Annotated in this window: 15 protein-coding genes; 2 read left to right on the plus strand and 13 right to left on the minus strand. The window is 66.2% G+C overall.

Going from position 1 to position 14,776, the window contains the following annotated elements:
• The 4 genes from CI41S_RS10300 to CI41S_RS10315 all read right to left on the minus strand — a co-directional run.
• On the minus strand, positions 1 to 382 hold a 382-nt coding region (locus CI41S_RS10300), incomplete at its 3' end, for a transposase (protein ID WP_139858854.1).
• 235 nt (positions 383 to 617) lie between these two features.
• Positions 618 to 2,282, minus strand: a complete 1,665-nt coding sequence (locus CI41S_RS10305) for a thiamine pyrophosphate-binding protein (protein ID WP_139858855.1) — start codon at positions 2,280 to 2,282, stop codon at positions 618 to 620.
• Positions 2,283 to 2,427: 145 nt separating this feature from the next.
• Positions 2,428 to 2,946, minus strand: coding sequence for a GFA family protein (locus CI41S_RS10310; protein ID WP_244626466.1), 519 nt, complete (start codon positions 2,944 to 2,946; stop codon positions 2,428 to 2,430).
• A 231-nt stretch (positions 2,947 to 3,177) separates the two neighbouring features.
• A complete protein-coding gene (locus CI41S_RS10315) occupies positions 3,178 to 4,305 on the minus strand; it encodes an alkene reductase (RefSeq protein ID WP_139858856.1) in 1,128 nt (375 codons plus the stop codon).
• A 109-nt stretch (positions 4,306 to 4,414) separates the two neighbouring features.
• On the opposite strand from CI41S_RS10315, the gene CI41S_RS10320 reads away from it, so the two are divergent.
• Positions 4,415 to 4,798: a winged helix-turn-helix domain-containing protein gene (locus tag CI41S_RS10320; RefSeq protein ID WP_139858857.1), complete on the plus strand. Its 384-nt coding sequence runs from the start codon at positions 4,415 to 4,417 to the stop codon at positions 4,796 to 4,798.
• A gap of 298 nt (positions 4,799 to 5,096) precedes the next feature.
• Here CI41S_RS10320 and CI41S_RS10325 read toward each other — a convergent pair whose 3' ends face one another.
• On the minus strand, positions 5,097 to 6,593 hold the full coding sequence (locus CI41S_RS10325; RefSeq protein WP_139858858.1) for an aldehyde dehydrogenase family protein: 1,497 nt from the start codon (positions 6,591 to 6,593) through the stop codon (positions 5,097 to 5,099).
• Positions 6,594 to 6,795: 202 nt separating this feature from the next.
• Between CI41S_RS10325 and CI41S_RS10330 the strand changes: the two genes are divergently transcribed.
• On the plus strand, positions 6,796 to 7,647 hold the full coding sequence (locus CI41S_RS10330; protein WP_139858859.1) for an SDR family NAD(P)-dependent oxidoreductase: 852 nt from the start codon (positions 6,796 to 6,798) through the stop codon (positions 7,645 to 7,647).
• A 92-nt stretch (positions 7,648 to 7,739) separates the two neighbouring features.
• On the opposite strand, the gene CI41S_RS44200 is transcribed toward CI41S_RS10330, so the two are convergent.
• The 8 genes from CI41S_RS44200 to CI41S_RS10370 form a co-directional block, all read right to left on the minus strand.
• A complete protein-coding gene (locus CI41S_RS44200; RefSeq protein ID WP_244626467.1) occupies positions 7,740 to 7,904 on the minus strand; it encodes a hypothetical protein in 165 nt (54 codons plus the stop codon).
• 631 nt (positions 7,905 to 8,535) lie between these two features.
• Positions 8,536 to 8,742, minus strand: coding sequence for a hypothetical protein (locus tag CI41S_RS10340; RefSeq protein ID WP_139480772.1), 207 nt, complete (start codon positions 8,740 to 8,742; stop codon positions 8,536 to 8,538).
• A 172-nt stretch (positions 8,743 to 8,914) separates the two neighbouring features.
• Entirely contained in the window at positions 8,915 to 9,910 is a 996-nt protein-coding gene (locus CI41S_RS10345; protein WP_139858860.1) for a hypothetical protein, read from the minus strand.
• Complete coding sequence (locus CI41S_RS10350) at positions 9,907 to 11,028, minus strand: GNAT family N-acetyltransferase (RefSeq protein ID WP_139858861.1); 1,122 nt, start codon at positions 11,026 to 11,028, stop codon at positions 9,907 to 9,909. Before CI41S_RS10350 ends, CI41S_RS10345 begins: the two co-directional genes overlap by 4 nt.
• The gene (locus CI41S_RS10355; protein WP_139858863.1) at positions 11,025 to 12,224 is read right to left on the minus strand and encodes a hypothetical protein; all 1,200 of its coding nucleotides are present in this window, start codon (positions 12,222 to 12,224) and stop codon (positions 11,025 to 11,027) included. The genes CI41S_RS10350 and CI41S_RS10355 overlap by 4 nt, the downstream gene beginning before the upstream one ends.
• On the minus strand, positions 12,221 to 13,096 hold the full coding sequence (locus tag CI41S_RS10360; RefSeq protein WP_139858865.1) for a HesA/MoeB/ThiF family protein: 876 nt from the start codon (positions 13,094 to 13,096) through the stop codon (positions 12,221 to 12,223). Before CI41S_RS10360 ends, CI41S_RS10355 begins: the two co-directional genes overlap by 4 nt.
• On the minus strand, positions 13,093 to 14,160 hold the full coding sequence (locus tag CI41S_RS10365) for a hypothetical protein (protein ID WP_172627983.1): 1,068 nt from the start codon (positions 14,158 to 14,160) through the stop codon (positions 13,093 to 13,095). Before CI41S_RS10365 ends, CI41S_RS10360 begins: the two co-directional genes overlap by 4 nt.
• Positions 14,161 to 14,489: 329 nt before the next feature.
• Positions 14,490 to 14,765: a YiaA/YiaB family inner membrane protein gene (locus CI41S_RS10370; protein WP_139858867.1), complete on the minus strand. Its 276-nt coding sequence runs from the start codon at positions 14,763 to 14,765 to the stop codon at positions 14,490 to 14,492.
• Positions 14,766 to 14,776 lie beyond the last annotated feature (11 nt).

Genomic DNA, 14,776 nt, shown 5'->3' on the forward strand with positions numbered 1-14,776 from the left:
TATGGTAGTTCACGCTGACCCCACCGCACAGCCAGCGATACGCATCATGGCTTTCGCACAGCCGTGCCAGCGCCCGGGCACTGCCGACACCCTGGCTCGTGGCAAACAACCACAACGCCAGTTGCAGGCGTGGGCTGACCGGCGCTTGACCCGGACCATGGGCACGCGCCCGAACGGTCCCTTCAAGCGCGCTCAGATCGAGCCTCTCGACATAGGCCCAGATCACGCGTGCCGGATGCTCAGCCGGCAGCAACGCCTCAAGATCGACCGCCCGCAGCTCAACTTGATCGCGGACAGGCTCGCGAAGCCGGGCGCTTCCCGGCCAGTCCCGCGCAACCGCCTCTGCTTCAGGTAGATCACCAAACAGTGTTTCGCGTGACATCCGTGCCTCCATCGACCTTGAAAGCAGGGAATCATCCGACTCACGCTTACGCAAACAGAAACCCGCCAAATCACATAGATTCACAGCCTCTGAGGTGCGAGCTCTTGCGAGCCTCGAAGGATGAATCGGCCCCGCTGGTGGCCGTCGACCCTTAGGGCCGCTGAAGAAGCGGCCACCTCAGGGTGACGGTGCAAAAGTCAGGGTGACGGTGAAAGAGTGAGTGCGCGGCGCGAACTCAATTCACCGCATTGCTTACCACCACCTCGATCAGCTTCGCGCCCGGGCGACTGAACGCGGACTGCATCACGCCCTTCAGCTCCTGCGGATCGGTGACCTTGATCGCCTCGAGCCCGAGCGCGCGCGCCATGCCGGTGAAATCGACCGGCGGATCGATGAAATCCATGCCGACATAATTGTCGTCGCCGTGGAAGGCGAGCAGGCGCTGCTTGATGATGCGGTAGCCGCCATTGTTGACGATGACGAAACTGAGCGGCAGCTTGTGGTTGGCCGCGGTCCACAGCGATTGGATCGAATACATCGAGGAGCCGTCGCCGGAATAGCACACCACCGGACGCGTGGGATTGGCGAGGCTGACGCCGACCGCGGCCGGCAGGCCCCAGCCGATGCCGCCGGAGGCGAGCGCGTGATAGCCGTAGCGGTCGCGGTGCGGCCGCAGGCCGATGATCTGGCGCGACGAGGTCAGGCCTTCGTCGACCAGGATCGCGTTGTCGGGCATCGCCTCGACGACCTGCAGCGCCAGCCAGTCCGGATCGATCGGCGATGTGTGGCTGGACTTCGAGATGTGCTCGACAAGCGCTTTGCGCTTCGCCGCCCAGTTCTTCGTCGACAGCGCAGCTAAGCTCTGCTTCGCGCGCGTCTCCAGCGCCGCACCGCCCGCCTCCTTCAGCGCAGGCACCAGCGCGCGCAGCGTTTCCTTGACGTCGGCCTTGACCGCGATCTCGGCGCCGTAGTTGCGGGCGAGATCGTTGTCGACGAGGCCGACCTGTACGATCGACACGCCCTCCGGCAGCGGATCGACCTCGCTATAGACCGACATCCGCAGCGGGTCGCCGCCGATCGCGATCAGCAAATCATGCGGCGCCAGCACGTCGCGCGCGACCTTCTGCAGCCGCGCGATCGCGCCCATGAAGCTCGGGCTTTCCGAGAGAAAATGCGCGCCGTAGGGCGTCGATGATTGCCAGGCCGGGCAGCCCAGCGTCTCCGCGAGATCGGCCGCCTCGCGCAGCGCGTCGCTCTTGACGATCTCGTCGCCGACGACGATCACCGGACGCTCGGCCTTCAGGATGCGCGCGGCCAGCGCCTTCAGCGAATCGTCTGAGGGCTTGACGCGGGTATCGATGCGGGTGGAGCGGCCGAGCTCGATGCCGGCTTCGGCGTTGAGGACGTCGCCGGGCAGCGAAATGAACACAGGCCCGGTCGGCGGCGTGGTCGCGATCTTGGCGGCGCGGCGCACGATCCGCGGCAGATCTTCGAGGCGCGTGACCTCGACCGCCCATTTCACCAGCGGTGCCGCCATCTGCAGCAGCGGGCCGAACAGCACCGGCTCGGTCAGGCCGTGGCCCTGCTCCTGCTGGCCGGCGGTGAGGATCAGCGGCGTGCCGGTGAAGCTTGCATTGTAGAGCGAGCCCATCGCATTGCCGAGGCCCGGCGCGACGTGAACGTTGCAGGCGACCAGTCTGCCGGAGGCACGGCTGAAACCGTCGGCCATCGCGACCACCAGACTCTCCTGCATCGCCATCACATAGGTGAGGTCGGGATGATCCTTCAGCGCGTGCATGATCGGCAGCTCGGTGGTGCCGGGATTGCCGAACAGATGGGTGACGCCCTCGTCCTTCAGCAGCGCCAGGAATGCCGAGCGTCCGGTAATGCGGTTCTTCATGTTTCCTCCGGGCCGGTCAGCGCTTGGCCGACGGGACGCGGCAGATGACCAAACTTGCGCAGCGGGAGCAATCGAGCGCGCGGTCATGGCTGCATTCCGCAGGCGCGCGTCTGACGCTTGGCTTTTGATCAAATCAGAAAACGTCCTAGAACATTCCCTCGCGATCGCCGCGCTTCTTCTTTTTCGAGCGCTGCCAGACCACGCCGGGATAGCCTTTCAGCGGCACCAGCGGCTCGCCGGTGTAGGCCCATTCCTGCAGCTCCTCGATCGCGATGTGGTAGAGCGGCTGGCGGCCGGTGCGGCCCGAGAACAGCGCACGGGGGATGTTGACCATGTGCGGCGAGCGCGCACGTTCATAAGCGATCGGCGTGCCGCAATTGGCGCAGAAGCTGCGCGCGGTCTTGGTTTTGGGATCCTCGTAGCGCGACAGCTCGCTCTCACCTTGCGTGATGCGGAACCGCTTGCGCCAGCTGCCGACATAGGTGGCGTAGGCGGCGCCATGCGCGCGGCGGCTGGCGGCGGTGTGGTCATGCCAGGCCCAGCGCGCCGGCACGTCGATCTCGAAGCGGATTTTTCCGCACAGGCACTGGCCCGCCGCCGGCTTTGCGAGGGCCACGGGTTTTGGCTTTTTGGCGGGTGAGAGATCTTCGTCTTCCGGAAACATCGGTCGCTCCATTTCCCACCGTCATTGCGAGCGAAGCGAAGCAATCCATCGACCGGCGTATGCGGAACGATGGATTGCTTCGTCGCTTCGCTCCTCGCAATGACGAGGATGCAGTCATTGTAGCCCGGATGCAGCGAAGCGAAATCCGGGGGGCGGTCGATCCGCGGATGCAGAGGTCCCGGATTACGCTACGCTTCATCCGGGCTACGAAGCTCCTACGAAGCTACGAGATCAGGCCTGCTCCAGCTCGTCGTGCACGGGATAGTCCGTGTATCCCTTCTCCTCGCCGCCATAGAACGTCGCGCGGTTGTAGGGTGTCAGCTTGTGGCCGTGCTGCAGGCGGCGCGGCAGGTCCGGGTTGGAGATGAAGTAGCGGCCGAAGGCGATCGCATCGGCATGGCCTTCCGCCAGCGCGCGCTGCGCGCTGTCGCCGGTGAAATTGCCGGCGGTCACCAGCACGCCGCTCCACATCGGGCGATACAGCACCATCGCCGACGGCACGTCCTTCCAGTCGACGTCGGCACGGCCGGTGCCGGAGGCGCGCGGCTCGATGAAATGCAGATAGGCGAGCCCGAGCTTGTCGAGCGAGGTGATGGCGTGGCTGTAGAGCGGCATCGGGTCAGCCTCGCCGCTGCCATTGGCGATGCCGTAGGGCGACAGCCGCACGCCGACGCGATTCGCACCCCAGACCTCGGTCACCGCCTGCGTCACCTCCATCAGGAAGCGGACGCGGTTCTCGATCGAACCGCCATACTGATCGGTGCGCAGATTGCTGCGCGACTGCAGGAACTGCTCGATCAGATAGCCGTTGGCGCCGTGAATCTCGACACCGTCGAAGCCGGCGGCGAGCGCATTCTTGGCGCCCTGCCGGTAGGCGTCGATCATCTGCGGGATCTCATGGGTTTCGAGCGCGCGCGGCGTCTCGTAGTCGACCACCTTGCCGTCGGCCGTGAGGCACCTGAACTCGGGCGAGATCGCCACCGCGGAGGGCGCCACCGGCAACGCGCCGCCGGGCTGGAACGAGGAATGCGAGACGCGGCCGACGTGCCAGAGCTGCAGGAAGATCAGGCCGCCCTTGGCATGCACGGCATTCACGACTTCGCGCCAGCCCGCGACCTGGGCTTCGCTGTAGATGCCGGGAACACCGGGATTGCCGAACCCGGTCGCGACCACCGGCGACGCCTCCGCGATCAGGAGCCCGCCGGGCGTCGCGCGCTGCGCGTAATATTCCGCATTCAGCGGCCGCGGTGCGAGAGATGGCCGCGCCGCGCGCAGCCGCGTCAGCGGCGCCATCACGACGCGATGCTTGAGCTCGTACGGCCCGACCTTGAGCGGAGAGAACAGCGACGGAGGATTCATGCCTGCCCCGGATATTGTTGTGTGACTTTGCGTTATCTAGTGGCTTCATCTTGTTCGCAAAAGCGGTTAGTGGCAATCTCGTCACCAGTTGCGCGAGAGCACATCTTCCATGCCGAAACCGGGCGTCAGATCGCTCCCCTCCCTCAGCGTCCGCATCGATCTCGATGCCGAGGACCGGATCGGGCCGGGCAAGATCCTGCTCTTGGAAAACATCCGGGAATGCGGCTCGATCTCCGCCGCCGGCCGCGCCATGGACATGAGCTACAAGCGCGCCTGGGACCTGGTCGACGAGATCAACCGGATCTGCCGCCAGGCCGCGGTGGAACGGCAGACCGGCGGCAAGAACGGCGGCGGCGCGGTGCTGACCCCATTCGGCCTGTCGCTGGTGGCGCGCTATCGCAAGATCGAGCGCGACGCCGCGAGCGCCGTGCGCAAGGACCTCGAGGCGCTGCGCAGCGACATCGGCAAGCCGAAGAAGGCGGCGGGGCGGTAAATTGCGGCCGGCGCAGGGGGCGCATTGCCAATATGGCGAAAACAACCCCATGCAAAGTAGCCGGCCGGCGCTCGACAAGACCGCTTGACACGTCGGGCAAGTCAGGGGTATTCTTCCAATATTCCGAAATTGTGAGGCGTAGGCGTGGGGCTTCTCTCCACGAGTGCGCCGAATGTTGAGACCTGTACCCCCTCACCCGCCGCGCAAGGGCGCGGCGACCTCTCCCCGCATCCGCCTTCGCCAAGGCTTCGGCGGACAGGGGCGGGGAGAGGTGAAGGCTGCAGCAGCGCGCTTCTTGCTAGCCGGTCTTGATCCAGACAGCCTTGACGTTGAGATATTCTTCCACGTGCTGCTTGCCGGACTCGCGGCCGTAGCCGCTCATCTTGTAGCCGCCGAACGGCACTGCCGGGTCCATCGCCTGGTAGCAATTGACCCAGACCGAGCCGGCGCGCAGCGCCTTGGCGACCTGGTGTGCCTTGCTGACATTGGTGGTCCAGACGCCGGAGCCGAGGCCGAAAGTGGTGGCGTTGGCGCGCTTGATCAGTTCGTCCGGATCCTTGAACGAGATCGCCGAGATCACTGGGCCGAAGATCTCTTCCTGCGCGATGCGCATGTTGTCCTGCACATTGGCGAACACCGTCGGCTGCACGAAAAAGCCCTTCGACAGCGCGCCCTCGGTGAGGCGGCCGCCGCCGGCCACCGCCTTCGCGCCTTCCTTGGTGCCGATGTCGAGATAGCCCGACACGCGGTCCATCTGCTGCTGCGACACCAACGGACCGATCTGGGTGTTGGGATCGAGGCCGTTGCCGACCTGCAGCTTCTTTCCGAACTCGGCGACGCGGCCGACGAATTCGTCATAGACCTTCTGCTCGACGAACAGCCGCGTGCCGGCGCTGCAGATCTGGCCTGAATTGGCGAACACCGCCATCGCAGCACCCGGCACCGCCGCATCGAGATCGGCATCGGCGAACACGATGTCCGGCGACTTGCCGCCGAGCTCGAGCGAGACGCGCTTCAGATTGCCGGCCGAGGCGCGGATGATCGATTGGCCCGTGACATGCGAGCCGGTGAAGGCGACCTTGTCGACGTCGGGATGCGAGGCCAGCGCGGCGCCTGCGGTCTCGCCATAACCTGGCACCACGTTGACGACGCCGGGCGGAATGCCGGCCTCCACGCAGAGCTCGCCGATGCGCAGCGAAGTCAGCGGCGACTCCTCAGCCGGCTTCAGCACCACGGTGCAACCGGTCGCGATCGCAGGTCCGATCTTCCAGATCGAGGCGGTCAGCGGCCCGTTCCACGGGATGATGGCGCCGACCACGCCGATCGGCTCCTTCAGCGTGTAGGAGAAGATCTCGCCGGGCAGCGAGTTCTCGATTGTCTCGCCATGGATCGCGGTCGCCTGCCCCGCGTAATAGCGCAGCATGCCGAGCGAACGCAGCCGGTTGCCGCGAGTGCGGCTGATCGGCGCGCCCATGTCGAGCGTGTCGAGCTGCGACAATTCCTCGAAATTGGCCTCGACCAGCTCGGCGAGCTTGAGCAGCATGTTCTGCCGCTCGAACGGTTTTACTTTGCTCCACGGCCCCTCGAACGCGCGGCGCGCGGCGGCAACGGCGCGATTGATATCCTCGGCGTCGCCCTCCGCGACGGTCGCAAGCAGCTCGCCGGTCGCGGGATTGTGCGTTTCGAATTTCTTGCCGGAGGCGGCGTCGACCCATTTGCCGTCGATCAGCATCTTCTTGTAGGAGCCATCGGCATAAGGATGGCGCGTGAGCGGAATAGCCTGTGAAACAGCCATGTTTGCACTCCCTGTAAAATGTCGGCTGAGGTCTTCTGGAAGCGTTATATTGCTAATTCTACAGCGCAGATGCGAAACCGTAAAGCCGAGCGGGCGTTGAGGAGAGCAGCGCGCACGAAACTCTCCTATGCGCCCGCGTGCGTGCTACGCGCGATATGCTAAGCCTGCTAGCGTCAGCCACAATTGTGTCCGGAGACCACCGATGCCCCATCCTGCGATGTCACCCAATCATGTTGCCGTGATCACCGGCGGCGCGTCCGGCATCGGGCTTGCCGCCGCGATGCGGTTCGCTACGGCCGGCATGAAGGTCTGCATCGCCGATCTCGGCGACGACAGGCTGAAGCAGGCTGCGGCAAAACTGTCATCCGTGGCGCCGAGCGGCGCAGCCGACATCATGACGGCGGCGGTCGACGTCAGCCGCGCCGATCAAGTTGCGGACCTCGAGGCCAGCGTCGCGAAAAAATTCGGCGGCACCGACATTTTGATGAACAATGCCGGCATCCAGCCCGGCAGCACGATGTTCGGTCCCGCTGACAACTGGCAGCGCATCCTCGCCGTCAATCTGTGGGGCGTCATCAACGGTACGCAGGCCTTCGCACCCAACATGATCAAGCGCGGACGGTCGGGGCTGATCATCAACACCGGCTCCAAGCAGGGCATCACCACGCCGCCCGGCGATCCCGCCTACAACGTCTCCAAGGCCGGCGTGAAGGCGTTCACCGAGGCGCTGCAGCATGAGCTGCGCAACACCGACGGCTGCAAGATCACGGCGCATCTGCTGATCCCGGGCTTTGTCTTCACCGGGCTGACCGCGCGCGGCCGCACCGAGAAGCCGGCGGGCGCCTGGACGTCGGAGCAGACCGTCGACTTCATGATTGAGCGGCTCGACGCCGGCGATTTCTACATCCTCTGCCCCGACAACGACGTGCCGCGCGCGCTCGACGAACGCCGCATCCTGTGGGCCGCCGGCGATATCGTCGAGAACCGCCCGCCGCTATCGCGCTGGCACAAGGATTACGGCGATGCGTTCGCGGCGTTCGTGAAGGGGAAGTAGTGCCTCTTCGTAGGGTGGGTTAGCGAAGCGTAACCTACCATTGCAGGACACAAAGTTGGTGGGTTACGCTTCGCTAACCCACCCTACGAAGCTCACCTCTCAATTCGCCCGCACACGCACCGGCGCCATCGGCTGCGCCGCAGGGCTTCGCCGAGCTCGCTCTGCTGGGCGCGCGGGATCGAGAAGCAGACGCTGAAGCCGTCGGTGGCTTTCAGCGTCATCATGCCATGGCTCGGATCGGTCGACTGCTCGATCACCCAGGAATCCAGCGGATAGGCATAGCGCAGGGTCTGGTCGCCGAACCGGGCCTGCAGCGCCTTGCCCGGGCAAGGTCATCACCAGCGCGCCGACCTAGCTGACCGACAGCCGGATCGTCGCCGGCTCGCCCCTGCCGTCGACGAAACCGAGCGAAATCGCGCAGCCGTCGGCCGCGACCTCGCAGGTGGTGAGCTCCTGGGTTTCGATCTCCATACCGGCACTCCGGATCGTCGTTATATTCTACGCAATATATCGAGAGGACGACCAGCGTCCAGCCCCCAAACTAGTGCGGCAGCCCGCCCAATGCAGCCGCCCCGGCGTTAGAATCGCTTGAAGGGTGCGCACACAAGGTTGACGCCGGATCGGCCGCCACCAATAGTGATCGAAGACGATCACGCCGGTTTTTCTTCGTCGCGCCGGATCACACCACGGTGTGTGAGGTGTCGAAGTAGCGCTTCGACGCCGTCATTGCGAGGCACCCGGTCGGCGCGAAGCGCCGCCGGATGACAGGCTCCGCGAAGCAATCCATCCCTCCGCACACGCGGAAAGATGGATTGCTTCGTCGCTTCGCCGCAAAATTGCTTTGCAATTTTGTGACTACGCTTCTCGCAATGACGGGAAGAAGAGAGCTCACAACGTTTCCTGCTTCTGCCCGCAATTCTTGCAGGCGAACTTGACGCGGGCCTGGCCCTTTTCCGCCTGCACCCTGTTCGGCGCGCCGCACTTGCCGCAGACGGCCTCGATCCGGGTCATGCCCTGCTTGATGACCAGGTTCCGCTTTTCCATGGTCTCGCGGATCAGGCGCTCGGCCTCCTCGCGCTGCGATTGCTTCGACATCGTGCCCCACCGGTCGCTCGCATGATCCGGAACAGCGTGCAGCGGCGTTCCGAAGCGATCATGCTCAAAGAAGGATTCCAAGGCGCGCGTCGCGCCTCGGGTTCGCGGGCGGCGTCATAGCATGATCGCGTGAAGCTTTGACAGCGTTAAGATGCCGGCGCGTCAGCACCGCTTACACAACGAGCCGCTCGACCGACAGCCGGAAATGCCGCGGTTTCTGTGCTGCTGGCGGCCGACCGACGCGGAACACGTTGACGAGGCGCAAATCGGCGGCGACGTTGCCGAGCTTGCGCAGCCGCTCGTTGCAATCCGGATCGTCGGCAAGCGCCGAGATCGGACAGGCCGCAAGCCCGGCGCGATCGATCTCAAGCCAGGCGCGATAAAAATACCGTCCGGTCATCAGCGGATCCTCGCCGACCGGGCGGCAGAACAGCACGATGGCGGCGGCTGACGCGGTCTTGGCGCCGTCGGCGAGCAGCGATGCGGCAAGGCCGAGCCGGTCGAGCGGCTTGAACAGGCCGCCCAGCACGAAGCGGGCGGCGGTGGCCTGCAGTGCGTTCATCGCGAGCGCGTCGCGGTTCAGCCCGTCCTGCAGATAGTGCGGATGGCCCGGCGACAGCCGCATCCAGCCCAGCAATTCCTGCCGGTAATCGTCGCCGCGGACAAAGGAGAACTCGGCCTGGTCGGCCCAGCCGGCGACATTGCTGATCGCCTGCCGGTCACTGACGCAGATCACGTCGCCGCACGCGGCGGCAAGCTGGGCCAGTGCCGTCGCGTCGCCAGGCGATGCCACGAATTTGCCGCGCCAGGACATCCGATGCGCCACGCGGTCGGCCAATGGATCAGGCGTGGCGCACGGCTTGACCGCAAAGTTGCAGAGCGCCGAGAACTGCGCCGACAGCGGCTGCTCGATCGTCGTGAGACCGCAGATCGAAAGGCCGCGGCGGTTGAGCGCAAGGCTCATGCCCTCCAGGGCCGCGCCGTGCGAGATCAGGACATCATGGCCCGCGGGGTCGGCCACCGGCGCGCGCACGCTGGTGTCGTCGACCAGCGCCAGCCTGACGTCGTCGAGCAGGCGCCAGCGCGTCGGCTGGATGTTGTGGACGCTCGGCGCCAGCCGCGCTTCGGCGACCAGCTCGCGCAGCAAGTCCGGTGTCAGCGCGCTCATGCGCCGGCCAGCCGCTTGCTGAACAGATGCAGCCGGTGCAGCGGCTGGGCGCCGACCTTCTCGGCCTGGCGCAGCGACGGGCCGTTGATATCGGCAATCCAGGTGCCGCCGAGGGTGCGGTAGCCGGCCTGCTGCAGCGCCAGCGCGGTGCGGTACAGCATCGCGCCGTTGAGACCGCGATTGTGCAGCTCCCGGCACACCGACTGATAGATCAGCACGGCGCGGGTGTTCATCATGCGGTGCTGCATGAATTTGAACGGCGCCGATAGCCCAACGCGGCCGCCGATCGTCTTGACCAGCGGGTTGAGGTCGGGGATCGCGATGATCGCCCCCGCAGGGCGGCCGCGGTAATACACCACGGTCGAAATCCGCTTGTCGATGATCCACATCATGTCGCCGGCCTGGAACAGATATTCGGCCGCAGTCGGCGGCACGAACATCGGGTTGTCGGCAAAGCCGTCGTTGAGGATCAGCCGGGCGTCCTCCAGCCGCGCCTTGAAGGCGGAGCGCTTGATCGGCTGCCAAACGAAATCGGGGTCCTTCAGCACCGCGCGCTGCTTGTCGCCGAGCAGCTGCTCGGGCTTGCCGCCGTCGAGCGCGATCTCGAAGCTGGTCATCGGGAAGGTCGCGGCATAGCCGGCGCGTTCGAGCTGCTGCGCGATGTGCGGCGGCGACCACATCATGTCGGTGAACGGCGCGTGGTCGAAACCGTCGGTCATCACGCCGATCTGCTGCATCGCCGTCAGATTGAAATTGCCGGTGATGCGGCTCATGCCGCGCGCGGCGAGCCATTGCTCGGCGGCGCGCAGCAGCGCATCGGCGACCTCAGCATCGTCGATGCAATCGAAGAAGCCGAAAGCGCCGTGGCGGGTGCCGTGCTTGCGATTCGACGCATCGTGGATCGAGGCGGCGATGCGGCCGACCGGCTTTCCGTCGCGGTGCGCCGACAACAGCGCGTAGCGGCCATGGCCCTCGGTGATGAAGGGATTTTTCGCCGGATCGAACATCCGGTCGAAATCGCTCCACAACGGCGGCACATAGAGACTGTCCGGGCCATAGGCGTTGAGCGCCGCATCGAACGCGCTCCTGCGGTCGCCCTCTCGGATCTCGAGCGTCATTTCGCCTCCGGGGTCAGCGCGAGCAGCCGCCGCACCAGCGCGAGCGCGGTTTCGGTGGCGGGATCGGCCGCGGTGACGGGCACCGCGAGCACGATGAGGTCGAGCGGATCATGCGCCAGCACGATGACATGGGTGGCGCTGTTGGCGGTCATCAGCGAGACCATGCGCTCGGCCGCGGGCTCCGTCGGCGACAGCCCCCAGGGCGCATCGGGCCGGCGCAGCACGCGCCGCGTGGACAGGAAATCGCGCAGCAGCGGCGGATCGTAGAGCGACAGCTCGCTCTCGCGGAAACGTCTTGCGCTCTCGAAGATCGGGTGCCGCGCCAGCTCGGCGATCAGCTGGTCGCGGGTCTGTGCCGGCGACGCCGCGACCGAATTGAGCACGCCGGGCTCCTGCGATTCGAACAGCGCGCGCAGCGCGTCGGTCATCAGGCCGATGGTCAGCACGCCGGATATCGCGACCGCGACGAAGCGGACGATCTGCGCGCCGTCGACATCGGCCGCCATGAAGGCCGCGGCAAAGCCGAGCAGGCCCGACGAGATCAGCCGCAGCGCCATCATCGCAAGGCCATGGCGGCGGGTCTCGGCGCCGCCGCCGGCGATCAGCATCACCGTGACGGTGAGCAGCGCGCCCAGTGCGCCGAGCCGCACCGGAATGTCGGGAAACAGGGTGCGGAAGTCGGTCAGGATGAACGGGATCACCACCAGCGCGCCGACCGCCATGCGGCCGATGCTGCGGTTTTCCGAGGCCATCAGCCCCGCGCGCTCGCGGGTCGCCAGCAGGAACGCGCAGGTGGCGAAGGCCAAGAGCTGGAACAGCGCCAGCGTGATCGCATACGGCATGACAAAGCGCTGTAGCCCGAAGCTGCCGCCCAGACCGAGCAGGATGCCGCCGCCGAGCGCGATCATCTTCACCGCGCGCGGCGCGTGCCGGCGCAAGATGCCTTCGGTGACGATCAGCGCGCCGAGCGGGATCAGCGCGGCCGGGATCACCGACAGGCGGTCGAGCAGCACGCTGCCGGTCCACCAGGCGAGGCCGCGGTCGAGGAACAGGATCGCGATCACGCCGAGCGCGAAGAGCAGGCGGCGGGTCAGCGGGCTCTTGGGGTCGCGCCGGTAGAACGTCGCCATCGCCACCGCGAGCCCGATGGCGCCGCAGAGATTGACGATGGAATCGGCGATCACCCCCGCGGTCATTTGCCGCCCGTCAATTGATCGATGGCGCGGCGCACCAGCGGCCGCAGCAAGGCGGCGACCAGCGCATTGCGCGGCTTCTCGATCGCGGGCCGGTGCGGGTTGAGAAACCAGCCGCGGCAATCGGTGCCGGAGGTGCGGCCCAGGATCAGCGCGATCGCCTCATAGGCCATCAGCATGCCGGTCGAGATCACCATCGGCGCGAACGACATCCGGCTGCGGCGGCCGGCCGCGACCTCGCCGGCGATCGCGAGGTCGACATAGTTGCGCGACGAGGAGTGCAGCATGACGTGCTCGATCTCGGCGCGCATCGCGGCGCGGCGATCGTCGTCGGTGATCTCTGTCCAGTCCTTGGCCATGGTCGGGAAGCCGAGCCGTTCCTCCGGCCGCGGATCGTCCGGCCGCACCACGATCACCGAGGGCAGCGGCGACATATAGGCGTCGATCACGGTGGCGTCGGCGCGCTTCGCGGTCCTATACAGATGCACGCCGGCGGCGATGTCGTCCATGCCGTTGACGATCACGGGACAGCGCGCCGCAATGCCGGGCAGTTCGCTGGTCCAGTTCGCAGCCAACACCTCGACCTCGATGGTCGGGTTGATGCGTTTGGCGGCTTCGGCGGCGACCTCCGCCTTCTCGCGGCCGACCTCGTCGGCAAAGGCGAACACCTGGCGGTTGAGGTTGGAGACCTCGAAGCGATCGATATCGGCGATCACGAACTTGCCGACGCCGGCGCGCGCCAGGGCCATGAAGGCGGCGCCGCCCATGCCGCCGACGCCGCAGACGAACACCCGCGCCTGCCGCAGCAATTGCTGCTCGCGCTCGTCGATGAAGCCGATATTGCGGCCGGTGAAGGAGTAATAGTCGAAATTCATCTGACAGCCTCGGCGTCCTGCTTGCGCGGCCGCAACGTGCCGAAGGCGCGGCTGTCGTCGAGCCAATACACCACCGGCAGCACCAGCCGCTGCAGCGCCAGGATCGCGGACGCCGCGAGCAGCGCCGGCAGCGAGCCCGACGGCACCTCGCGCATGACGTAGCGGCGGGCGCCGGCGAGATCGATGCGGCCGAGCTGCAGCACGTCGTCGCCGCGCGCGTAGTCGAGCTCGCGCTCGCAGAATTCGTTGTAGACAGCGTTGCGATGCTTGGGCGCGATCTCAAAGGTTTTCTTCAGCGCGTCCGAGCCGCCGGTATAGGCATTGGTGATCACCGAGCGCGCCTCGTCGAAACCGGCGTCCTCGCCGACACCGAACACCGCGCGGTGTCTTGCCATGATGCCGCGCGCCAGCTGCAGATGCGCAAAGCTCTGCCGCGTGCCCGGCAGCGGCGACGGATACACGTCGGAGAAGGTGTCGCTGACCATGCCGACCACGGCCGGCACCTGCGTGACGTTGGAGATCCATTTCGGCCGCAGTCCGTCGCGGGCGAACAGCACCAGCGCGGTGAGGCCGTAGAGCACCCAGGACAGCCCCTGCCCGCGCACATCAAGGTCGACCATGACAAGGCCGAGATGGGTGACCTCGGCGGGCTCGCCGTCGAGCGGCACCGCCATCACCGACAGCGCATTGAAGGCGATCGGCCGTCCCGTCTCCTCCTCGGAGATCACGGTGACGACGGCGCGCGCCAGCCGCTCGGGCTCGCCGGAGAAGATGCCGTAGGTCAGGCTTTCCTGCGGCAACGTCTTGGCGGCGACGGTGCGCAGCTGCGCGACCAGCGCGTCGAGCTCGGCTTGCGGCAGCGAGAGGCCCGGCGATTCGATGATGCGGGTGAGTTGGCCGGCGTCGGTGCGCAGGGTGAGATCGATGGTCGGCTGCGACAGCGCCTTGAGCCAGAAGCCGGCATGGCCGCGCAGCCGGTCAAACGCCGCGCGCGCTTTCGCAAGTCCCTTGCCAGCCCCGTTGCCGCCGCGCGGAGCCGGATTGCCGTTGTCCGTGGACGCCATGTCTTTGTCCCTCGGGCGCGATTTCTGCACTGCCGCCTGTTAAGGAGCGATGAGCGCAACCTGACGCTGTTCGCCGCAGGGTAAACGATCCGTTCTGGAAACGGGATAAGTTGCCCTGGAGCGTTCGCGGTCTATCCACCGCGTCATTGCGAGCCAACGGGTCGCGCGAACGCGCCCGATGACAGGCTCCGCGAAGCAATCCATCGTTCCGCATACTGGGTGGCAATGGATTGCTTCGCTTCGCTCGCAATGACGCCGGGGTCGCGTCCTGCTTCCAACTGGTGAAAGCGGCGGGTGCAAATCACCCGCCGCTTCGCGCTTGCTCCGGCTCAGGCCGCCTTGGAGACTTCCATCAGCAGGCGCTCGGCCTTGGCGTCCTCGATGCGGTTCACGAACTTGCTGCTCTCGTGGTTGTCGCGGACGGTCTTGGTCATGGTGACGCAGGTCTGGACCAGCATCACGATGCCCATGGTGAGGTAGCCCTTCATCCAGAGATCGATCGGCAGGAAGAACACGCCGATGCCGACGAGGAAGGCGGACGCTGCGAAGGACGCGTAGGTGAAGGTGACCCAGGCGCCGCTGTGGGGTTGGATGGTCTGGTTCATGGTACTCTCCT

Origin of the sequence: Bradyrhizobium ivorense (assembly GCF_900696085.1) — a bacterium.
GTDB lineage: Bacteria > Pseudomonadota > Alphaproteobacteria > Rhizobiales > Xanthobacteraceae > Bradyrhizobium > Bradyrhizobium ivorense.